The following is a 16,202-nucleotide window of genomic DNA, read 5'->3' as shown; positions in this document are numbered from 1 at the left end:
TTCAAGCTAAATGAAAATCACTCAGAATCATCCGGCAATATCTTTGAACTACATTTTTCTTCACTAGTATAAGGTATTACTTGTTTATATGGTGGTGGTGGTAATTTTGCTTTTTTACTTACAACTATTGGATAATCTATTTGAGATTGATTACTATCATATTCCTTTCTCAATTGCTTTATAACAATTCTTCCAATATGTTTTCCTAGTCTTAATCCTTCCCTATTGTCAACAGGATAATGCACTCCTGCATAGAGCCTTGATAATGCACATTCATTTGCCAATTCGTTTAGTCTGTTTTCTTCTGATTGAAAAAAGTAGCTTAATACAGTTTCTGCGCATCCAGCAACCGCAGCATGGCCTGACGGGTAGGACGGATGTAATGGTGTACATAAGAAAGTAGCTAGTTCCTGATCGAATTGGTTCGGTCTAGCTATTTTCCACTTATATTTAAAATGCCATGCAATTACAAAAGCATCATTTAAAGCTCCTTGAGTAGCCGCTAAGATACGTGCAGCTCTTGGTGCCGAAATACCGTAGGTATCTATTAATATATCTATTATTGGTGTCCATTGCTTTGTTGCAGGCCCTGTTCCCCAATAGGTAGCTATCTTTTTTTGTTTACTGGTCAGATTTTCCAAGGTTTTCTTTACAATTTCCAGTTGTTTACCTTGAAAATCAATTCCTGAGTCTGGACTTCTTATTTTAAAGGCAATAATCCGCCCTTCTTTATCAGTAAATCGCCCTTCCTTATCTCTTCTTATAAAGTAAGTTGGCCAAGAATTTGCATATGGTTCTTCACTAGCTGGTACTCTCTCTTCTCCTGCATATGAAAGCTGAGACCATTTCCTTGGTGTATTAACCTCATCACCTATATCGCAAATAATATCTGTAATCATCATAAAACTCCTTCTTATATTTAATGGCGTACAAGCAACTTTTTGCTTCATAATATGTAAGGAGTTGAAATAGGTTCGAGTAATTAAGCATTTTATGGGTTTTGCTAAAAAAACTATAAAAAGACAACTATTTATTATAACTTTGTATTTTTTAGATCTAACCTTCTGTTTTTTAATTATTATCATGGGTATTAATTATAATGTAAGCAATATTAGGAAAGTACTAAGAGCAATTAACTAAAAGAGGAGGTTACGATATGGAATTTGTAATTAAGATATTTTCTGATTATATTTGACCTTTCTGCTATATTGGCATGGGTATTGTCAGTGAATTAAAGAAGGATTATGAGATCAGGGAGGAATGGGTTGGATTTGAAATTCATCCTGAAACTCCAGCAGAGGGAGTATCTCTTACCGAAAGATTCGGTGCTGATAACTTTAAGGCAAACATGCAAAGATTAGCTGATACTGGAGAAAAATATGGTATCGAATTCGGTGAGCTTAAGCTAATGCCTAACTCTCATAATGCCTTACAAGCAGCAGAATACGCAAGAAGTGCTGGTAAGTTTGATGAATATCATAGGCGCCTTATGGATGCTTATTTTAGAGATGGCAGAAACATAGGTAATATTGAAGTTTTAGTAGATATAGGAAGGTCCGTTGGGTTGGATCAAGGGAATTTATCTGATGTTATTAAAACACGAAAATATGAGGCTTTGTTAAAAGATAACTTAGGTTTAGCTAAAGATCTAGGCATAAGTAGTACACCGACTTTTGTTGTCAATAATGAGTACGCCATTGTTGGAGCACAGTCCATAGACGTATTTAGAAGCTTATTCGATGATATCAAGAATCGTGTTAAATGATTTGGATGTTAATTTAGTATCTAATATCTGATCTATTTGAGATATTTAGGTGGCTTGGCATGTACATTAGTACTAGCCAAGCCGCCTGAGTTTTAAAGCTTTTTAACTTTTTGATATCAAGTTTCTTCAAGTTTACCATTCCCTATACAGCTTTAAGATATGTTCAGCCTCTTAAAAATTAAATATCTTCCAAAGTATAACCAGCAACATTATAATTTTTATAATCCAACCTCTTACCGTCAAACTCCAAAGGCTTATTTTCCACAAACACTACGAAAAAGGTAAGTCCATCTAAAATATTGAAATGACGGTTTTGAACAATATAATTTACATCATCATTATCTTTATTAAGTATCTTTATGTTTATCCCGTCCCTTAGCCCGACTTCGTATGTCAATTGTCCCACGGTTTGATTTACTTTATCAATTATTATATCGTTCTTTTGCCTTAGAGTTATTCCATATTCTGAAATATCTTTATACACCTTACTTCCTGTATCATCGTAATAATAGGCTTTGTCATCCATTGAGTTGAGATAAATATCTGTCCCATTATGCTCTACCATAAAAAAGAATGGTGGTGACCATAAATCCTTTTCATCAGCAATGAAAAACTTGTCATGATAAACTAGAATTTTTGACTTAACATTGTCCTTTACTGATTCATATTCATTATCATCAACTATATTTTTTCTTAAAACATCATAAAACTCTTTTAGAAGTCTTTCATGATCTATGTTGACATCATAGTAAAAATTCTTATTATATCCATCAGACATTTCGCCAGAATTGGGAATTTCTTTGTCTATGGAATTGATAATAGCTCTAGATGCCAGATTTAGATTTTGCTTCATAAGTTCGATGTCGTTGTTATTATCTATTAAAATCATATTAGGGATGAATACTACAGTAACAAAGAATATAAAGAAAACAAAGAATATAACTTTACCCATTGCCTATCCTTTCCTCGATCATTTATTTATTCCTAATTCATCATCTGGATTATTTTCATCAAGTGAATTTTTCGATATTGGAATTGTTTTTATTGACAGTATTCTCTCATTCAGAAAGTTCTCAGGCTGTAATCCAAAAAATGATGCATTTATAAATCGACCAAAGATAGACAGATTCTTATCCTCTAAATAAATTGTAATCTTATCACCTATTTTTAAATTCTCATCGATTATTTCTTCATTTTCATAGAAAGTATCATATATCCCAGGTTTAATCTGCTTATCATATCTAAGCTTTACAATATAGTCACCATACTTATTTATTGAGCTTGTCAACTCGTCATATAGTTCCTGTGTGAATATTCCCTTTGTGGCTATAATTTCACAGGTGTTATAATTTAACGAGTCAATTACCTGTTCATGCTTCTCGTGTTCAGAGTATGTTATCATCAAAAGCAAGTACAGTGTGGCAACAAACATAAAGAATATACTGTACATCATTCTTCCAGCCAATAAATCACATCCTTAGTAGAAAACGATCTAAGTCGTTTTTAAGTTACGAATTTCTATTGATATAACATTTAGTAGCTCAATACACAACTCAAACTTTACTTCGTTTTGCTTAAATCAACTCTATCGAAATCGACTCTTTCTAGTTTCCCATCTTCATCATATGTTTTTTCCATTTCGAATAAAGCGCCTTCGATTATATTACTTTCACTTAAAGGATCACCATCTTCATCATCAACGTCAATTGTCAAGTTTGAATCTTTTGAGGCTCTTGCAATATAACTTTTTACAGTGTTACCCGTCACAATATTAGGATTGCTTAACATCATGTTAACCTTATCCTGCTCAATCGTTCCCCTCTCTGCAAGCTCCCTAGCCCCAGAAGCTTGTCCTAAAACTGCTATACCAAAAAGTGATAATGTAAGTACAAGTATAAGTATCAAAACAATAACTCTAGTCATAATAAACCCCTTTCTTTCGTAGAGAGTTCCTAGTGAAACTAGATTTATATATATCAAAATATCCGATGATTCTGGGGATTTTTGATGTGTATAAATTAAAGTTTTCACTGGAATCTCTCTATTGCTGAACGCACTCTATTTTTTTTATTTTGTTATTCTCATATGTAACTGTGTTATTAAAATTCATCTCATGATCAATACTAAATTGATCTGCGTCATAGGTTTCGGTTACATAGCTTTTAATATTTGCTCCAATAGTGACCTTAACTTCAACATTGCTCTCATCCTTAAAGTATCTTATAAACCCTATTACATCCCCCCCATTGACAACATTCCTATCTAAGTTAAGATAATCATTCTTATCTACTTTCTCAATATCTTCGTTATGATCTAATACTGCATGTATAATTTCAAGCTCACCTCGTGAAAGTCCAATCCCTAAAATAACAAGTGCTAAAATAAGCACTGTTATTAGCACCTCATAGACAATGCTGGACATGATCTCCTCCTTTCTATAAAATCTCGTTAAGGTTATATGAATCTAGCCAAGGCATCAATAAATACAATGTTAAAAGGAAGATTATCATCAAAGCCCCAGCCAATCCAGTAATATCTATATTTTGTATTATCTTTTTAACCTTCCTAGCGTCCTGCCTTTTTTCAATTCTAAAATCTTTTTCTATATTTGAAATTGCAAATTCAAAGTTATTGTTATTTGCCTGCTCTAGCTTTTCCAAAAATAGCTTTTCATTTAAATCCTTGGTACTCTTTATAATCTCACTATACATTCCTTTCCTGTCAACACTATTTTTATGATTAAGCTTCTCAATCTTTCTAAGCAATTCAGTATAAAAATAGGATTTGTCAATCATTATTGTCAAAACTTCTAAAAAGGATGTCGGCTTAATACTCCCATTTAGGATAATCAATTTTTTTAGAAATTTAAGCTCCCTCCTTCTATCGTTTTTTATAAATAGGTTTTTAAATAATATGAATACATCAGGTATATAAAATATCACAACCAAAATAATTAAAATAGGTATATACCTTATCTTCCTAATTAAATAGTAATCCTTTAATCTATGGTAAAGCTTATTTGCCAAGGTGTGCTTTGAAAGCTCCGTCTTTATATCGTCGCTGCTTATTATATTGTATATACTACTTTGAAGTGACTCTTTATCGAGGGTAAAAAACTTTTCCTTATCAACTTCCTTTAGTATAGTTTTTAGGTAGTCTATCTCCTCTTTCAAGGCCTTTTTTCTATCAACGCTTTCATTACTATCTTGAAATATTAGATCAACCTTGTATTCATATGAATTGAATATCTTGCTTTCATAGATCTTAATATTTGTTGCATGTATTAAAAGAGCAAATGATACAGCTAACATTAAAATAGCAACCTTAAAAACAAAAAAGTTCTTTACTGAATAATTAGAGTACCTGAGTAAATGAACATATCTATTATAAGTTTTACTATCTGGCTTAGGCGTGAAAACAGAGTATATAAAGTCAACGAAGGATGACTTAACTCCTTTTTTCTTTAAACTCCTCAGTTTTTTGTCTCTAAATTTCATAAATCTATTACTTTCAAAGTATTGTATATAGATATATATGATGACAAATATGAGAATTGGCGCTAAAAATAAATTTCTCATTTCAACTCCCTCTCTAAGCATTTCTTTCCATAATTATTAAAATACTAACATGCATAACAATTGCTACTAAAATAATGATCTTAAAAATTATCCCTTGAGGTGAACTGTAGTAAAGCATTGCCTTATCACCTAAAGCATTTATATTGTATTTCTCAATCAGCCCTATGAAAATTACAAATGTTAGAGTCAAAAAAATGTACATCCTACTATTAAAAGAGATGTCTCTCTGATTTTCTAACTCAATTAATATCTCCTCAGTTGTCTTTTCAAATTGCTCCTTAAGTTCTTTCGTAACTCCTTTATAGTGTCCTTGGTATATTAGATTTAGAAGTAATGTAAAATGCTTATTATTGTAAACCTTCTCAAGGAATTTAAATGTATTATCAGCCATTGCCCTAGTATTTTTTGTAAGGGCGGAATATACTCTGTCTATCTCTCTCTTGACAGGCTTGTCAAAATCATTCCTAGATACTTCAAGGGCCTTAAGCATATTATCAGTATAAATCAGTCGATCGTTTATTAGCCAAAAGGTAGACGGCATTTTATTAGAAAAGTTTCTCTTTGCCATGATATTAAAAATATATAACGAAAGATAAAACAGACCTAGAAACAGTAGAAAATAAACTATCGTCAAATACCACACTATCTTTGTATCTGGAATTACCATCATTAACAGTAATATTGAAAAAACAAGAAAGCAAAATAGAACTATTACTGAATACTCTTTATTTTTTGCTATGGAATTTCTATTGTAAAGACATATCTTAAATGTAATGCTATCTATGATTTTTTTTCCAAAGGTCGATCTTTCAATAATATCAACTATTCCTTTCAGAGGTGCCTCTCTATCTCTCTTAATCCGATATCTACTTTTAATTGTTTTCTTCCTGACTGTTTCAAAAATTAAAAGTACAGCTATTACTAACACTATAAACAGAAGGATTAAAATCAGTATATTGCTGAGTACAAAATGCTCTTTTAAAAGAGAAAGTCCATTACGTAAATTTGCAAAAAAATTGCTAAATACTTTCATCATCCCACCTTCTCCATAAATCTATTAATCCATTTGTCTATCTTTTCTCTGCTTACATAATTGGATATCCTGTTAAAATACTCACTTGAAGGCAGATTTATAGGTATCCAGGCATCTTTTCTTTCATCGTACCTAATTATTTCATTATACTTATAATTCTTTCTATATAAATACTTATGGAGAGCTAATTGGGACATTTTTAATAGGTTAAATATCATGTCCTTTCTTTTACCTGTTAGCATAGGCTCAACATAGGTATCTTGGTCAATGTATATGACCTCAACAACATTCTGAAGGATAATCCTCCCTTTGTCCTTGGGATGCTTACCTAAATGAAATATAATATCCACACACCTTGCAACATCTCCTTCAGCTACTCCACTATCATCATACATATCAGACCTCATCATAAGATTCCTACAGTTTTGTATAACTTCGAAGGGTGAAAAAGAATGAAGTGTGGCTCCTATTCCAGAGTTTAACCTTAACCCTGCATTAATCAGTTCAGCCATTTGTCCCGCCTTAACAATCTCCCCATAATTAATAATATCCCTTGCCATTTTCAATCCATATTCAAAATTCTGTCTTACGCTGAGTAATGGATTTTCGATTAAGAAATAAATATTCTTATCAGGAGCCTTTTTATCCGATTGCAGCTCATAGGATGAATCTAGTACTAGAATTCCCCACTTGTCCGGTATTTTTAGAATCATTGAATTTAAGAATGTACTTTTCCCAACTCCAGCATCTGCTCCAGTTACAAGGTGCTTCCCCTTTCCTTCTAAGTGAATCATTATTAACTCATATACTAAATCGTCTATTGTTCTAAGCTCATCTCTCATGGTTTCAAGAAAAATGTTTTCGAGGTTAAAAATCCGTTCATTATAATATAAGTGCTCATCTGTAGGAGTACTTATATATCCAGCTACAGTAATTCTGTTGGAATTATCTTTGTTTGATACTACAATTGGATGATTCTGGTCATAATGTGGTTTTGTATTAACTGTGTTCTTTGATTGGATATTTAGTGCAGTTTCATTATCTTTGAATCTTAAGAAAGAAAGATAGTATTTATTCTTCCTATACTCAATATAAATGTAATCCTTTCGTGAAAATCCGATTTCATTTATATTCTGATACTGCAATGAATCAATTACACTTTGTCCGTCTTCACTGGCATAAATTAAAGTAGCTAAAAACCTTACTTGATCTATAGGTTTATTGAAATGTTCATATAAATGCTTTTCTTCTTTTTTGGCGATTTCTCTTATATCTTTTTCAGTTATTTTTACATCAAGGGTATATTTATCTATTAACTCACTAATATCGAATACATCCAATACCATTTCAAACAATATTGATATATCATTGCTTTGCAAATTATTGAAATCAATATATTCCTTTATGATCTCCTTATCAAAATTAAGTACACTTACCATAAATCTGACATATGTATTTATTACATATATTCTTGCTTGCCTGTTGCCCCTAGACTTCTTTCGTAGTGCCTTAAAATACTCTATATCCTTTTCAGCTTTATCCTTACTTATTTTCAAAAGTTCACTGTATCTATCGATGTTATCGGTTATATCTTCTATCATTTCATAGAGTTTAATAATCTTTTGGGAAATATCCATTTAAGTATGCCCCCCTTTGCTTCATCGATTTGCTCGTTATCATCTTCAAAACTGCATCCAAGATATTTACACAAAATATGTTTAGATACCCCTTTAAGTCCATTTATATATGTAGTATCAATATTAATTGAGTTCAGAATTGTAAAGTCATTTACCTCATTAATAATGTTTATATCAAAGTCTAACGTAAATATCTCATTATCATAAAAACCATTCTTCTTTAAATCTTCTATAATCTCATCCTTTGTATAGTAGACTTTATCGTCATTCAATTTGGTTATATATTTATTAATAACAAATATGACTTTGTCACTATATTTTTGATATATATTAGAGCTTAGCATCTCCAGAACAGCCTTTCTATCCTGAGTTAAGGAAACAATTATGAGGTCAGAGTAATTAAGAAACATATCGGTCTCATCATTTCTAACTGTGTCTACTAATGTTAATGGGTATAGTTTATTTGAATAATACTTAAGAGTCCTAACATCCTCATCATTTAAGAACGTACAATGATTAGATGCCATTATATGTATTTTTGAGTTAACTTCTTTTACACAGCTTTTGAAGGTTTCATTATCGTCTAACATTCCTGTGTTTCTAAAGTTTACAAATTCATCTAGCCCCTTGCAAAAATTTGAATTAGAAAGATATTTTTCAACACCTTTATTTTCCGTGTCGGAATCTACAATTAACACTTCCTTGTTTAAAAGATTAGAAATTACGGAGCCAAGATTTATTGAAATGGTAGTTTGCCCGATATTTTTCTTAAAAGCTGTTACACATATAATCATGAAATAACCTCCTATATCATCTTTCTTTTTCTATCTTTCCCTCATCATTTTCATCTTTCAGAATCTTTTTATTATCCTCTTTTTCACTGCTCACATTTTCTGCTGATTCCACGTTCTCTACCTCGATATTAGGTTTTAGCGTTATTTGCTTCAACTCAAGCATTTCTATTGTTTTCTCATAGTCAAAGGTCCTAACAGATGCACTTTGCCTTTCATCAACATATTTTCTCACTTCAAAATATCCTAGTTCAGAGGCAAGATTTAAAACCTTATAATCATCCTCTCCTTTTACAGAAAAAACAACTATAAACTCCTTATCTTCATCCGTTCGTTTCGCTGGATTATTCTTTACAGCAGCATCACCATCGGCACTATCCTGTAATGTTACTTCAAATGGGCTAATAATCTTAATAACCTTTGTCTTTGGTAAAACTACATCGTAATCTCCGTTTCCATAATTAACTATGACGTCAACTAGATTACCTTCATAAACGGTATCTGCTACTAGTGTTTTTACTCTATATTCCTTAAGCCTATCATAATCTCCATACCATTTAGACTTGTTAGACAGCACGTCGTAATGTATCTGTTCACCATACCTTAGATTTTCCTTGGCAACCTTTTCTTTCAAATCCTTAAGATCAGTAATCGATCCTTCTACAATAAAGGGCTCAGGTAATTGCCTTATTTCAATTTTGCTTTTGATTACTTCATCAGTTAAGATTGTATACTTATCAATTCCATTTTTATCAATAATGATTGCGACATCTCTTTTTGGCATTGCTTCAATATCTATTTCCTTTTTTACACTATTTTCAACGTTTTCTATAATCTTAGGAATTCTTATGTTGTTATAGTAGAAAATAATAGCCGATAAAAGTAAACATACTGCTGCAATACTAATTAACTTCTTTTGCTTTTTACTCATTCGTTACCTCCTCAACATCTTTAATAATCCTTTAACACCCTTATCCTTCGACTTCATACTTGTCTGATACAGCGAATTAGCTATCCTCATAATACTTTCATCAAACTCCTTATCCTTACCAAGGGCTACATCTCTATTTGCCATTGACTCAGCAATTAGTTCAAACTTATTAGGTATGAAGAAAACATTATTAAATTCAAAGCTGTATATCTCTTCCTCAGAAAATTCTATATCCCTAAAATAGCTCACAATCCTATTCTTTGAAAGGCCTTTTACATTCAAATCTCTATTTATGACCAAACTGAGGTTTTTCATATTATACTTCTGCAGCCTTAGTTTATATGGAAGCCCATTTAAGGTTGATATCATTTTGTCAGATATAATTACCCTCTCGTCACATAGGGATAATATTTGATTTACAAGCTCTGGCTCTAAATAACTGGCTATATCAATAATTATCAGGTTGCTCTCACAGCTGCGAGCAATATAATTTAGCATCTCAAAGGTTATTTCATATTGTGAATCTCTGTGATCTGTAAATAGCTTAAGTCTACTCCCAATTTCAATTGCATAGGAATCAATCTCATATATTTCTTTTCCCATTGCTATATCCTTATAAAAGTTAGACATTTTGAAGTAATCATCATCATCCAGAGGGAAATGATAAAGGAGGTCCTTTTTATGATAGTCTGTATCTATCAAAGTAACCTCCAGCTTCATTTTAGTATAGTATTTAGCTAGGTTTGATGCTATTACGGTCTTTCCTGCGGCATATGGACTATAGATACCTATTATCTTCTGGTAGTCCTTTGGAGCCTTATATACAATTTTCTCTTTAATAATCACACCTCTGTTTTTAATCCTGTTCTTATAAGTTTTTTCAGACATGCTTACAAAATTTCTATGATCTTCTATATAGTCGTCAGTATTACTTCCAAACCCATAATAACTCTTAGCTTCAATTCTATTTCTTGGGTTTAGAGAAATATAAACTATATTCTCTATACTCCCATCCTTTTTAAATAAACAGTTATAGGCTTTTGATTCATAGATACTCTCTAAGTAAGTTGATTTGTGATAAGACTCACTAATTAAATATATAATTCTAAGCTGTGGATTTTCTTTTATTAACTTAGAAAAGTACTGTGGTCTTGCCTGCTTTTTATCATCTAGATGATCTTCAAGAATTAGAATAGTGTAATCATCGCCACAAAGTAAGGATTCCTCTATTTCTCTCAAAGAAGACATCTGCGTTATTTGAACATTAACACCTTTTTTGTTGAATTCAAATGTAAATCTCTCAATTATATCAACTATGTTTTTCGAGCTGGGGAATCCTAGTAAAATTTTTTCCATAATTTCTTCCTCCAGGATAATTTTAGTAGTTAATTGATATTTTACATACATTATATACCAATGTCAACAATTTGCCCTATAAATTGTCATATTATTTCGCGACTGCCATTATCTAACTGCCATTTTTTTGCATTTTTCGACATTTGCATAAAAAGAAAGACCATTTCTATGGTCTTTTTCAATAGATTTGTCTCTATATAGTTTCAATTATTTTATCTTTTTCTTTTTAAAAATATAGGCATATCAAAACTACAACCATCGTTGTTTGCATGATATCTAGAGTTACAACTTTTAAAAATCGTTTAAAAGAATTGCTACAAGTTCATTCTTTAACCAGAACTTGTAAATGTAATCGATGTTTCATCCGGTAATATTTATTTCTTATTACGAGAAAAAAATGGTCAAACTAAGCATTAAAATTCTTTGTGTATCGATAGTGTAAATCTTATATAAATAAAATTGAGAATCAATATCTATACTATATTGCTTAACTAAGCAAACTAAGTTTTGAGTTGTCTGATAAAGTTTAGGCGCTCTGTTTTTTCAATGATATTACCGTTGAAAAACAGAGCGCCATAAAAATTGAAGCTAGAATCTTTTTCCTACTTTAGTTCATTCTTCTAATATGGATGATCTGGGCATTTCCCTCTATGTACCTCCACAATTTTTCCACAACAACATTTGTAATACCTTGTATAACAACCACAACTTTCTCTGTCCGTGTCGGTATAACAAATATGATGTTCTGGTCCATCTGAACAATGAGGATCGCTTCCAAAAATACTTACATCAGCTAATACTATTTGTGCTGATAAACATATAAGAATTAAGGTAACAATTATCATTCGACTTAGTTTCATACTTTCACCTCCCTAAGATGTTTTTAGCTTCTTATATATTTTATAACCATTTATTGTAATTGTAAACAATTTCGACAATAGTTTTTAATTATTTCTTTTTATGTAAATAAATATTCAAATTCCCATTATATTGAATATTTCAATTTTAATACTACAAGCCTGAATCTGACTACCTTGTGACTAACTTATTACTCCCCTTCTTTCAGTTCTTAGGAAAGTATTCATCATGCTTAAAACAAAAAAGACCATTGACATGGTCTTTTTCAATAGATTTGTCTCTATATAGTTTTCATTATAATTCTTATTATCTTTTTCTTCTTAAAAATGTAGGTATATCTAGAACTTCACTATCGTTGTTCTCTTCTTCTGGTTTTTCCTCAGTTTCTTCTTGCACCTTAATCTTCACTTCTTTAGCTGGCATAGGTTTATTATTTTCAAATCCAGTTGCGATAACTGTAATTCTAAGCTCGTCCTTTAATGCTTCGTCTATCACAGCACCAAAAATTATGTTTGCATCAGGATCTGCTGCTTGAGATACTATTTCAGCAGCTTCATTAACTTCAAACAATCCAAGGTTTGAACCACCAGTTATGTTTAGAAGAACTCCTTTAGCACCATTAATTGATGTTTCAAGAAGTGGACTTTGAATAGCAATCTTAGCAGCTTCTGCTGCTCTATTTTCGCCATTAGCCTTGCCAGTACCCATATGAGCTAGTCCCTGCTCAAACATAATAGTTTTTACATCGGCAAAATCAAGGTTTACCAGTCCAGGTATTGCGATAAGGTCAGAAATACCTTGTACACCTTGCTTTAAGACATCATCTGCAATTTTAAATGCATCCATCATAGAAGTTTTCTTTTCAACTATTTGAAGCAATCTATCATTTGGTATTGTAACTAAGGTATCAACCTTTGATTTTAAATCTTCAATCCCTTTTTCTGCATGAAGCATTCTTCTCTTACCTTCAAACATAAATGGTTTAGTTACAACTCCTACGGTAAGAATCCCCATGTCTTTAGCAACTTCGGCTACAATAGGCGCAGCACCAGTACCTGTACCACCGCCCATTCCAGCAGTAATGAAAACCATATCTGCACCTTGTAATGCTTGGTAGATATCATCTCTACTTTCTTCAGCAGCTTTCTTTCCAACATCCGGGTTAGCTCCAGCACCTAAGCCTCTAGTTAACTTTTCACCTATTTGAATCTTGTACTCGGCTTTAGACGTATATAATGCTTGTCTATCAGTATTTACTGCTATAAACTGAACACCTCTTAGATTAGAATCTATCATTCGGTTGACAGCGTTATTACCGCCACCACCAACACCAATTACTTTTATTTGTGCAAACTGTTCAACATCAATATCAAATTCCAACACTAAATAAACCCCCTTCATGACGATCTACTGAATATAATGCAATTTAGAGTCTACATTTTGTATTCTTAAATAATTAATATTTTAAAGATATTTAACAACATAAAACATAATGAATTTTTGCATTATATAAATTCATTTAATTTCTATCTCATAGTAATTTACTATGTATTCTATCATTATTTCAAAAATTATAAAATAATATAATACTACTATTTCAACAAAATATTTCAATTTCCTTCTTTTAAAATAAATATTTTATCTATTACTAAATTTTTCTATAATTAACCTTCTTATTATCGCAAAGTTTTGGAATAACCTAGATCCAAAGGTAAATATTGCGGCATAATAAAGAGGTACACCCATCTTATCCCCAAAATAGGCTAATAGTCCCGCTATCATCGCATTTCCTATGAAACCGGTAACAAAAATAGTAGAATTAAATTTATTTTCAAAGCTCGCTCTAATAGCTCCAAAAACGGAATCAATTGCTGCCAGTATAGCTACAGATATATACGCAGAATATACTGTAGGCAATAAATTTACTGGGAGATAAAAACCTATCACTAATCCTATTATAATACCCAATACTCCTATAATCAATAAAATCACCTACTTTTCAGTTATTAAATATTTAAAAGAAATATCTTCATCATACTTTGGTATCTTAATATATGTTTTAGTGTTAACTTCAACAAAAATTCCAAATGCCTTTAACCAGAAACCTGTTGTGTTTGGACCATTAATCGCAGCCTCAAGATACCTAGGCTCTCCTATAGCTCTTATAATATATGGGTGTCCATAATCCACGCCATTAATCTCTACAGTATAACCAGAACAGCTGATTTCGGTGCTAGAAAGAACTCTCTGCCCATTTATAGATATGGCCTCAGCTCCGGCTACTCTTAAGTCATTAATGATGTTTAGAATATCCGCATCATGAACTAATAACCAATTAGGATTTTCTCCCTCAACCAGTTCTCTAGTTGCATCATCTATTATTATTGTTACTCCTGGTCCATATACATCTGTAAATCCAGATACAGTTTTGTATTCCTTTATTTCTTTCTCTAATAATTTACTTATATCCCCGTCTTTAATTTTAGTATCACTAAATTCATTAATTCTTGCTTTGTAATCCTCGATAACAAATTTAATATTTTCTATTTCAGCCTCTTCTTTCTCAATGATCTGCTTATACTCTGTAATATCGTCTATCGAAGCATATTTATCTCTATTATTCAAATTTTTAATTTGGACTGAAATTAAAAAGCCTAAGAGTATTGTTAGAAATAGTATAGTGACCCTAGAATATCTTCCTCTCATTAAATCACTCCAAAATTTATTTTTCGTCTACGGATCGTAGATACTTGTAATTTATGATACCATTATACCTCTCAATTATGATTTCATCAATTTCTTTTATATCTACTTGTAACCCCCAAGTTTCCCTCATCTCCCCAACGATTCCGAATCTCCAATCTAAAGAAGACTTTAAGGTATCTGGGTTTCCTATAGCCTTTATATAATAAGGAGGAACGGCTGGAATAGAATTAATCTTTAAACTACTTCCTGCCATTTGAATTTCTGTGTTAGCAATAATTCTCTGATCATTTATTGATATTGCTTCCGCACCAGCAGAGTTTAAATAGTTGATGATTCTTAAAAGGTACTCAGACTTTGCCATTATTACACTACCTGTGTAGTTATTATCAAGATCCTTTGGAGGATCGTCAATAAATACTTCAATCCCTTGACCCTTTACCCTTGTTAACCCGCCGATCTTCTTATATTTCTCTAGTTCTTCATTAAGTCTCTTAATTATAGCACTATTATCGGATGCAGACGCTTCTATTTCCTCTAAATTCTTCGCATATTGATCCCGTTCTATCTCTAATTTCTCTTTCTCGTCTTGTACCTTTTTAAGTTCACTTTTCAGTTCCACAAGCCTTTGACTAGGAATTCTTCCACCCAAATAATTTCCTTGTACAACTCTAAATTGTAATGACAATACTATTCCAAGAATAGCACACATAATTCCTAATAAAATTTTATCTTTGAAACTTTTCACCTTAATGCCTCCTATTCTCCAAAAGGACTGTAAGTCGGATAACCATCATGACTTATATCAACAACCCCTGAATCAACATTCTTACTTGTTAAATCCCTATAAATAGCTTTGAAAATGGCAAACCTTCTTTCTAAGTTCTCTCCTCTTCCCAGCTTAATTTTGAAGTTATCATTTAAATATAATATAAATTCCCCTTCAACACAAGCTATTTTAGGCTTAATAGGTAACTCAGAGCTTTCTAAAAGCCCACAAAGAGCTATTGCCCTTTTTAAATCTTCATCACTCTTTACTTTTATTTTTTCCCCTTCAGTAAAGCTTTCAAACTCAAAGCCTTCAATAACATAGGTATCATCTATTTCATGGGAGGTGTATAGGATAACTCCTTCATTATCAACAAAAAAATATAGTCCCATATATGAAATAGCAGCTATTTTCTGCCTTTCCACTACTTCAACCATCAATTTATTGGGAAGCTTTCTTTTAATTGTAACATCTTTTATAAAGGGTGTCTTTATAATTTTTTCTCTTATTTCTGAAGTTTTTAATTTGAAAGTATTATCCCCTATTCGAACACCAGAGTAAGCTACAATCTCTTCATTAGATATTTCGATATTGTTCTTTACAATGATGTCGCTTATTTCAAAATAATTAGTTTTAAATAGGATAATAAAAATCAAAGTTGACAATAAAAAGAATATCAAGAGATATATTTTAATTTTACCATATCTTACCTTTTTATCAACCCTATGTTTTCTCGTAACCATAATTTCCTCCTATAGTATAATTAACTCCAGATCATTCA

The 16,202-nt window shown here is 31.6% G+C and carries 18 protein-coding genes; 1 reads left to right on the top strand and 17 read right to left on the bottom strand.

Annotated features, from left to right (window positions below; genetic code table 11):
- Nucleotides 1–17 precede the first annotated feature (17 nt).
- Complete coding sequence (locus R9X47_RS00890; protein ID WP_432664795.1) at nucleotides 18–902, bottom strand: vanadium-dependent haloperoxidase; 885 nt, start codon at nucleotides 900–902, stop codon at nucleotides 18–20.
- Nucleotides 903–1,213: 311 nt separating this feature from the next.
- Between R9X47_RS00890 and R9X47_RS00885 the strand changes: the two genes are divergently transcribed.
- A complete protein-coding gene (locus tag R9X47_RS00885; protein WP_432664794.1) occupies nucleotides 1,214–1,765 on the top strand; it encodes a DsbA family oxidoreductase in 552 nt (183 codons plus the stop codon).
- A 178-nt stretch (nucleotides 1,766–1,943) separates the two neighbouring features.
- Here the strand turns inward: R9X47_RS00885 and R9X47_RS00880 are convergent, their stop codons facing one another.
- From R9X47_RS00880 to R9X47_RS00805, 16 genes are all read right to left on the bottom strand, one after another.
- The gene (locus R9X47_RS00880; protein WP_432664793.1) at nucleotides 1,944–2,717 is read right to left on the bottom strand and encodes a hypothetical protein; all 774 of its coding nucleotides are present in this window, start codon (nucleotides 2,715–2,717) and stop codon (nucleotides 1,944–1,946) included.
- Nucleotides 2,718–2,735: 18 nt separating this feature from the next.
- Nucleotides 2,736–3,230, bottom strand: coding sequence for a hypothetical protein (locus R9X47_RS00875; protein ID WP_432664792.1), 495 nt, complete (start codon nucleotides 3,228–3,230; stop codon nucleotides 2,736–2,738).
- Between the two features lie 95 nt (nucleotides 3,231–3,325).
- Complete coding sequence (locus R9X47_RS00870; RefSeq protein WP_432664791.1) at nucleotides 3,326–3,688, bottom strand: hypothetical protein; 363 nt, start codon at nucleotides 3,686–3,688, stop codon at nucleotides 3,326–3,328.
- 118 nt (nucleotides 3,689–3,806) lie between these two features.
- Nucleotides 3,807–4,187 (bottom strand): hypothetical protein, encoded by a 381-nt coding sequence (locus tag R9X47_RS00865; protein WP_432664789.1) that lies wholly within the window; start codon nucleotides 4,185–4,187, stop codon nucleotides 3,807–3,809.
- 13 nt (nucleotides 4,188–4,200) lie between these two features.
- Nucleotides 4,201–5,343 (bottom strand): hypothetical protein, encoded by a 1,143-nt coding sequence (locus R9X47_RS00860; RefSeq protein WP_432664788.1) that lies wholly within the window; start codon nucleotides 5,341–5,343, stop codon nucleotides 4,201–4,203.
- Between the two features lie 13 nt (nucleotides 5,344–5,356).
- Nucleotides 5,357–6,379: a hypothetical protein gene (locus tag R9X47_RS00855; protein WP_432664787.1), complete on the bottom strand. Its 1,023-nt coding sequence runs from the start codon at nucleotides 6,377–6,379 to the stop codon at nucleotides 5,357–5,359.
- On the bottom strand, nucleotides 6,376–8,013 hold the full coding sequence (locus R9X47_RS00850; protein ID WP_432664786.1) for an ATPase, T2SS/T4P/T4SS family: 1,638 nt from the start codon (nucleotides 8,011–8,013) through the stop codon (nucleotides 6,376–6,378). Before R9X47_RS00850 ends, R9X47_RS00855 begins: the two co-directional genes overlap by 4 nt.
- Nucleotides 7,974–8,807, bottom strand: a complete 834-nt coding sequence (locus R9X47_RS00845) for a hypothetical protein (RefSeq protein ID WP_432664785.1) — start codon at nucleotides 8,805–8,807, stop codon at nucleotides 7,974–7,976. The genes R9X47_RS00850 and R9X47_RS00845 overlap by 40 nt, the downstream gene beginning before the upstream one ends.
- 16 nt (nucleotides 8,808–8,823) lie before the next feature.
- Nucleotides 8,824–9,735: a hypothetical protein gene (locus tag R9X47_RS00840; RefSeq protein WP_432664784.1), complete on the bottom strand. Its 912-nt coding sequence runs from the start codon at nucleotides 9,733–9,735 to the stop codon at nucleotides 8,824–8,826.
- 3 nt (nucleotides 9,736–9,738) lie between these two features.
- A complete protein-coding gene (locus tag R9X47_RS00835) occupies nucleotides 9,739–11,091 on the bottom strand; it encodes a hypothetical protein (RefSeq protein ID WP_432664783.1) in 1,353 nt (450 codons plus the stop codon).
- Between the two features lie 620 nt (nucleotides 11,092–11,711).
- Nucleotides 11,712–11,951, bottom strand: a complete 240-nt coding sequence (locus tag R9X47_RS00830; protein WP_432664782.1) for a hypothetical protein — start codon at nucleotides 11,949–11,951, stop codon at nucleotides 11,712–11,714.
- Between the two features lie 304 nt (nucleotides 11,952–12,255).
- A complete protein-coding gene (gene ftsZ, locus R9X47_RS00825) occupies nucleotides 12,256–13,332 on the bottom strand; it encodes a cell division protein FtsZ (protein ID WP_432664781.1) in 1,077 nt (358 codons plus the stop codon).
- Nucleotides 13,333–13,587: 255 nt separating this feature from the next.
- The gene (locus tag R9X47_RS00820) at nucleotides 13,588–13,929 is read right to left on the bottom strand and encodes a small basic family protein (RefSeq protein WP_432667566.1); all 342 of its coding nucleotides are present in this window, start codon (nucleotides 13,927–13,929) and stop codon (nucleotides 13,588–13,590) included.
- A 12-nt stretch (nucleotides 13,930–13,941) separates the two neighbouring features.
- A complete protein-coding gene (locus tag R9X47_RS00815; RefSeq protein WP_432664780.1) occupies nucleotides 13,942–14,655 on the bottom strand; it encodes a DUF881 domain-containing protein in 714 nt (237 codons plus the stop codon).
- A gap of 16 nt (nucleotides 14,656–14,671) precedes the next feature.
- A complete protein-coding gene (locus R9X47_RS00810) occupies nucleotides 14,672–15,400 on the bottom strand; it encodes a DUF881 domain-containing protein (RefSeq protein WP_432664779.1) in 729 nt (242 codons plus the stop codon).
- An 11-nt stretch (nucleotides 15,401–15,411) separates the two neighbouring features.
- Nucleotides 15,412–16,164 (bottom strand): cell division protein FtsQ/DivIB, encoded by a 753-nt coding sequence (locus tag R9X47_RS00805; protein WP_432664778.1) that lies wholly within the window; start codon nucleotides 16,162–16,164, stop codon nucleotides 15,412–15,414.
- Nucleotides 16,165–16,202: the final 38 nt, after the last annotated feature.

This window comes from Wukongibacter baidiensis, assembly GCF_050888315.1.
GTDB classification, from domain to species: Bacteria; Bacillota; Clostridia; order Peptostreptococcales; family Caminicellaceae; genus Wukongibacter; species Wukongibacter baidiensis.
This window is presented reverse-complemented; position numbering and strand designations above follow the sequence as displayed.

Excerpts from the sequence above, each read along its gene's own strand:
- R9X47_RS00865 (WP_432664789.1), bottom strand. The coding sequence starts at position 4,187 with ATGTCCAGCATTGTCTATGAGGTGCTAATAACAGTGCTTATTTTAGCA.
- R9X47_RS00830 (WP_432664782.1), bottom strand. The coding sequence starts at position 11,951 with ATGAAACTAAGTCGAATGATAATTGTTACCTTAATTCTTATATGTTTA.
- R9X47_RS00890 (WP_432664795.1), bottom strand. The coding sequence starts at position 902 with ATGATGATTACAGATATTATTTGCGATATAGGTGATGAGGTTAATACA.
- R9X47_RS00850 (WP_432664786.1), bottom strand. The coding sequence starts at position 8,013 with ATGGATATTTCCCAAAAGATTATTAAACTCTATGAAATGATAGAAGAT.
- R9X47_RS00860 (WP_432664788.1), bottom strand. The coding sequence starts at position 5,343 with ATGAGAAATTTATTTTTAGCGCCAATTCTCATATTTGTCATCATATAT.
- R9X47_RS00840 (WP_432664784.1), bottom strand. The coding sequence starts at position 9,735 with ATGAGTAAAAAGCAAAAGAAGTTAATTAGTATTGCAGCAGTATGTTTA.
- R9X47_RS00805 (WP_432664778.1), bottom strand. The coding sequence starts at position 16,164 with ATGGTTACGAGAAAACATAGGGTTGATAAAAAGGTAAGATATGGTAAA.
- R9X47_RS00880 (WP_432664793.1), bottom strand. The coding sequence starts at position 2,717 with ATGGGTAAAGTTATATTCTTTGTTTTCTTTATATTCTTTGTTACTGTA.
- R9X47_RS00855 (WP_432664787.1), bottom strand. The coding sequence starts at position 6,379 with ATGATGAAAGTATTTAGCAATTTTTTTGCAAATTTACGTAATGGACTT.
- R9X47_RS00885 (WP_432664794.1), top strand. The coding sequence starts at position 1,214 with ATGGGTATTGTCAGTGAATTAAAGAAGGATTATGAGATCAGGGAGGAA.
- R9X47_RS00815 (WP_432664780.1), bottom strand. The coding sequence starts at position 14,655 with ATGAGAGGAAGATATTCTAGGGTCACTATACTATTTCTAACAATACTC.
- R9X47_RS00835 (WP_432664783.1), bottom strand. The coding sequence starts at position 11,091 with ATGGAAAAAATTTTACTAGGATTCCCCAGCTCGAAAAACATAGTTGAT.
- R9X47_RS00845 (WP_432664785.1), bottom strand. The coding sequence starts at position 8,807 with ATGATTATATGTGTAACAGCTTTTAAGAAAAATATCGGGCAAACTACC.
- R9X47_RS00870 (WP_432664791.1), bottom strand. The coding sequence starts at position 3,688 with ATGACTAGAGTTATTGTTTTGATACTTATACTTGTACTTACATTATCA.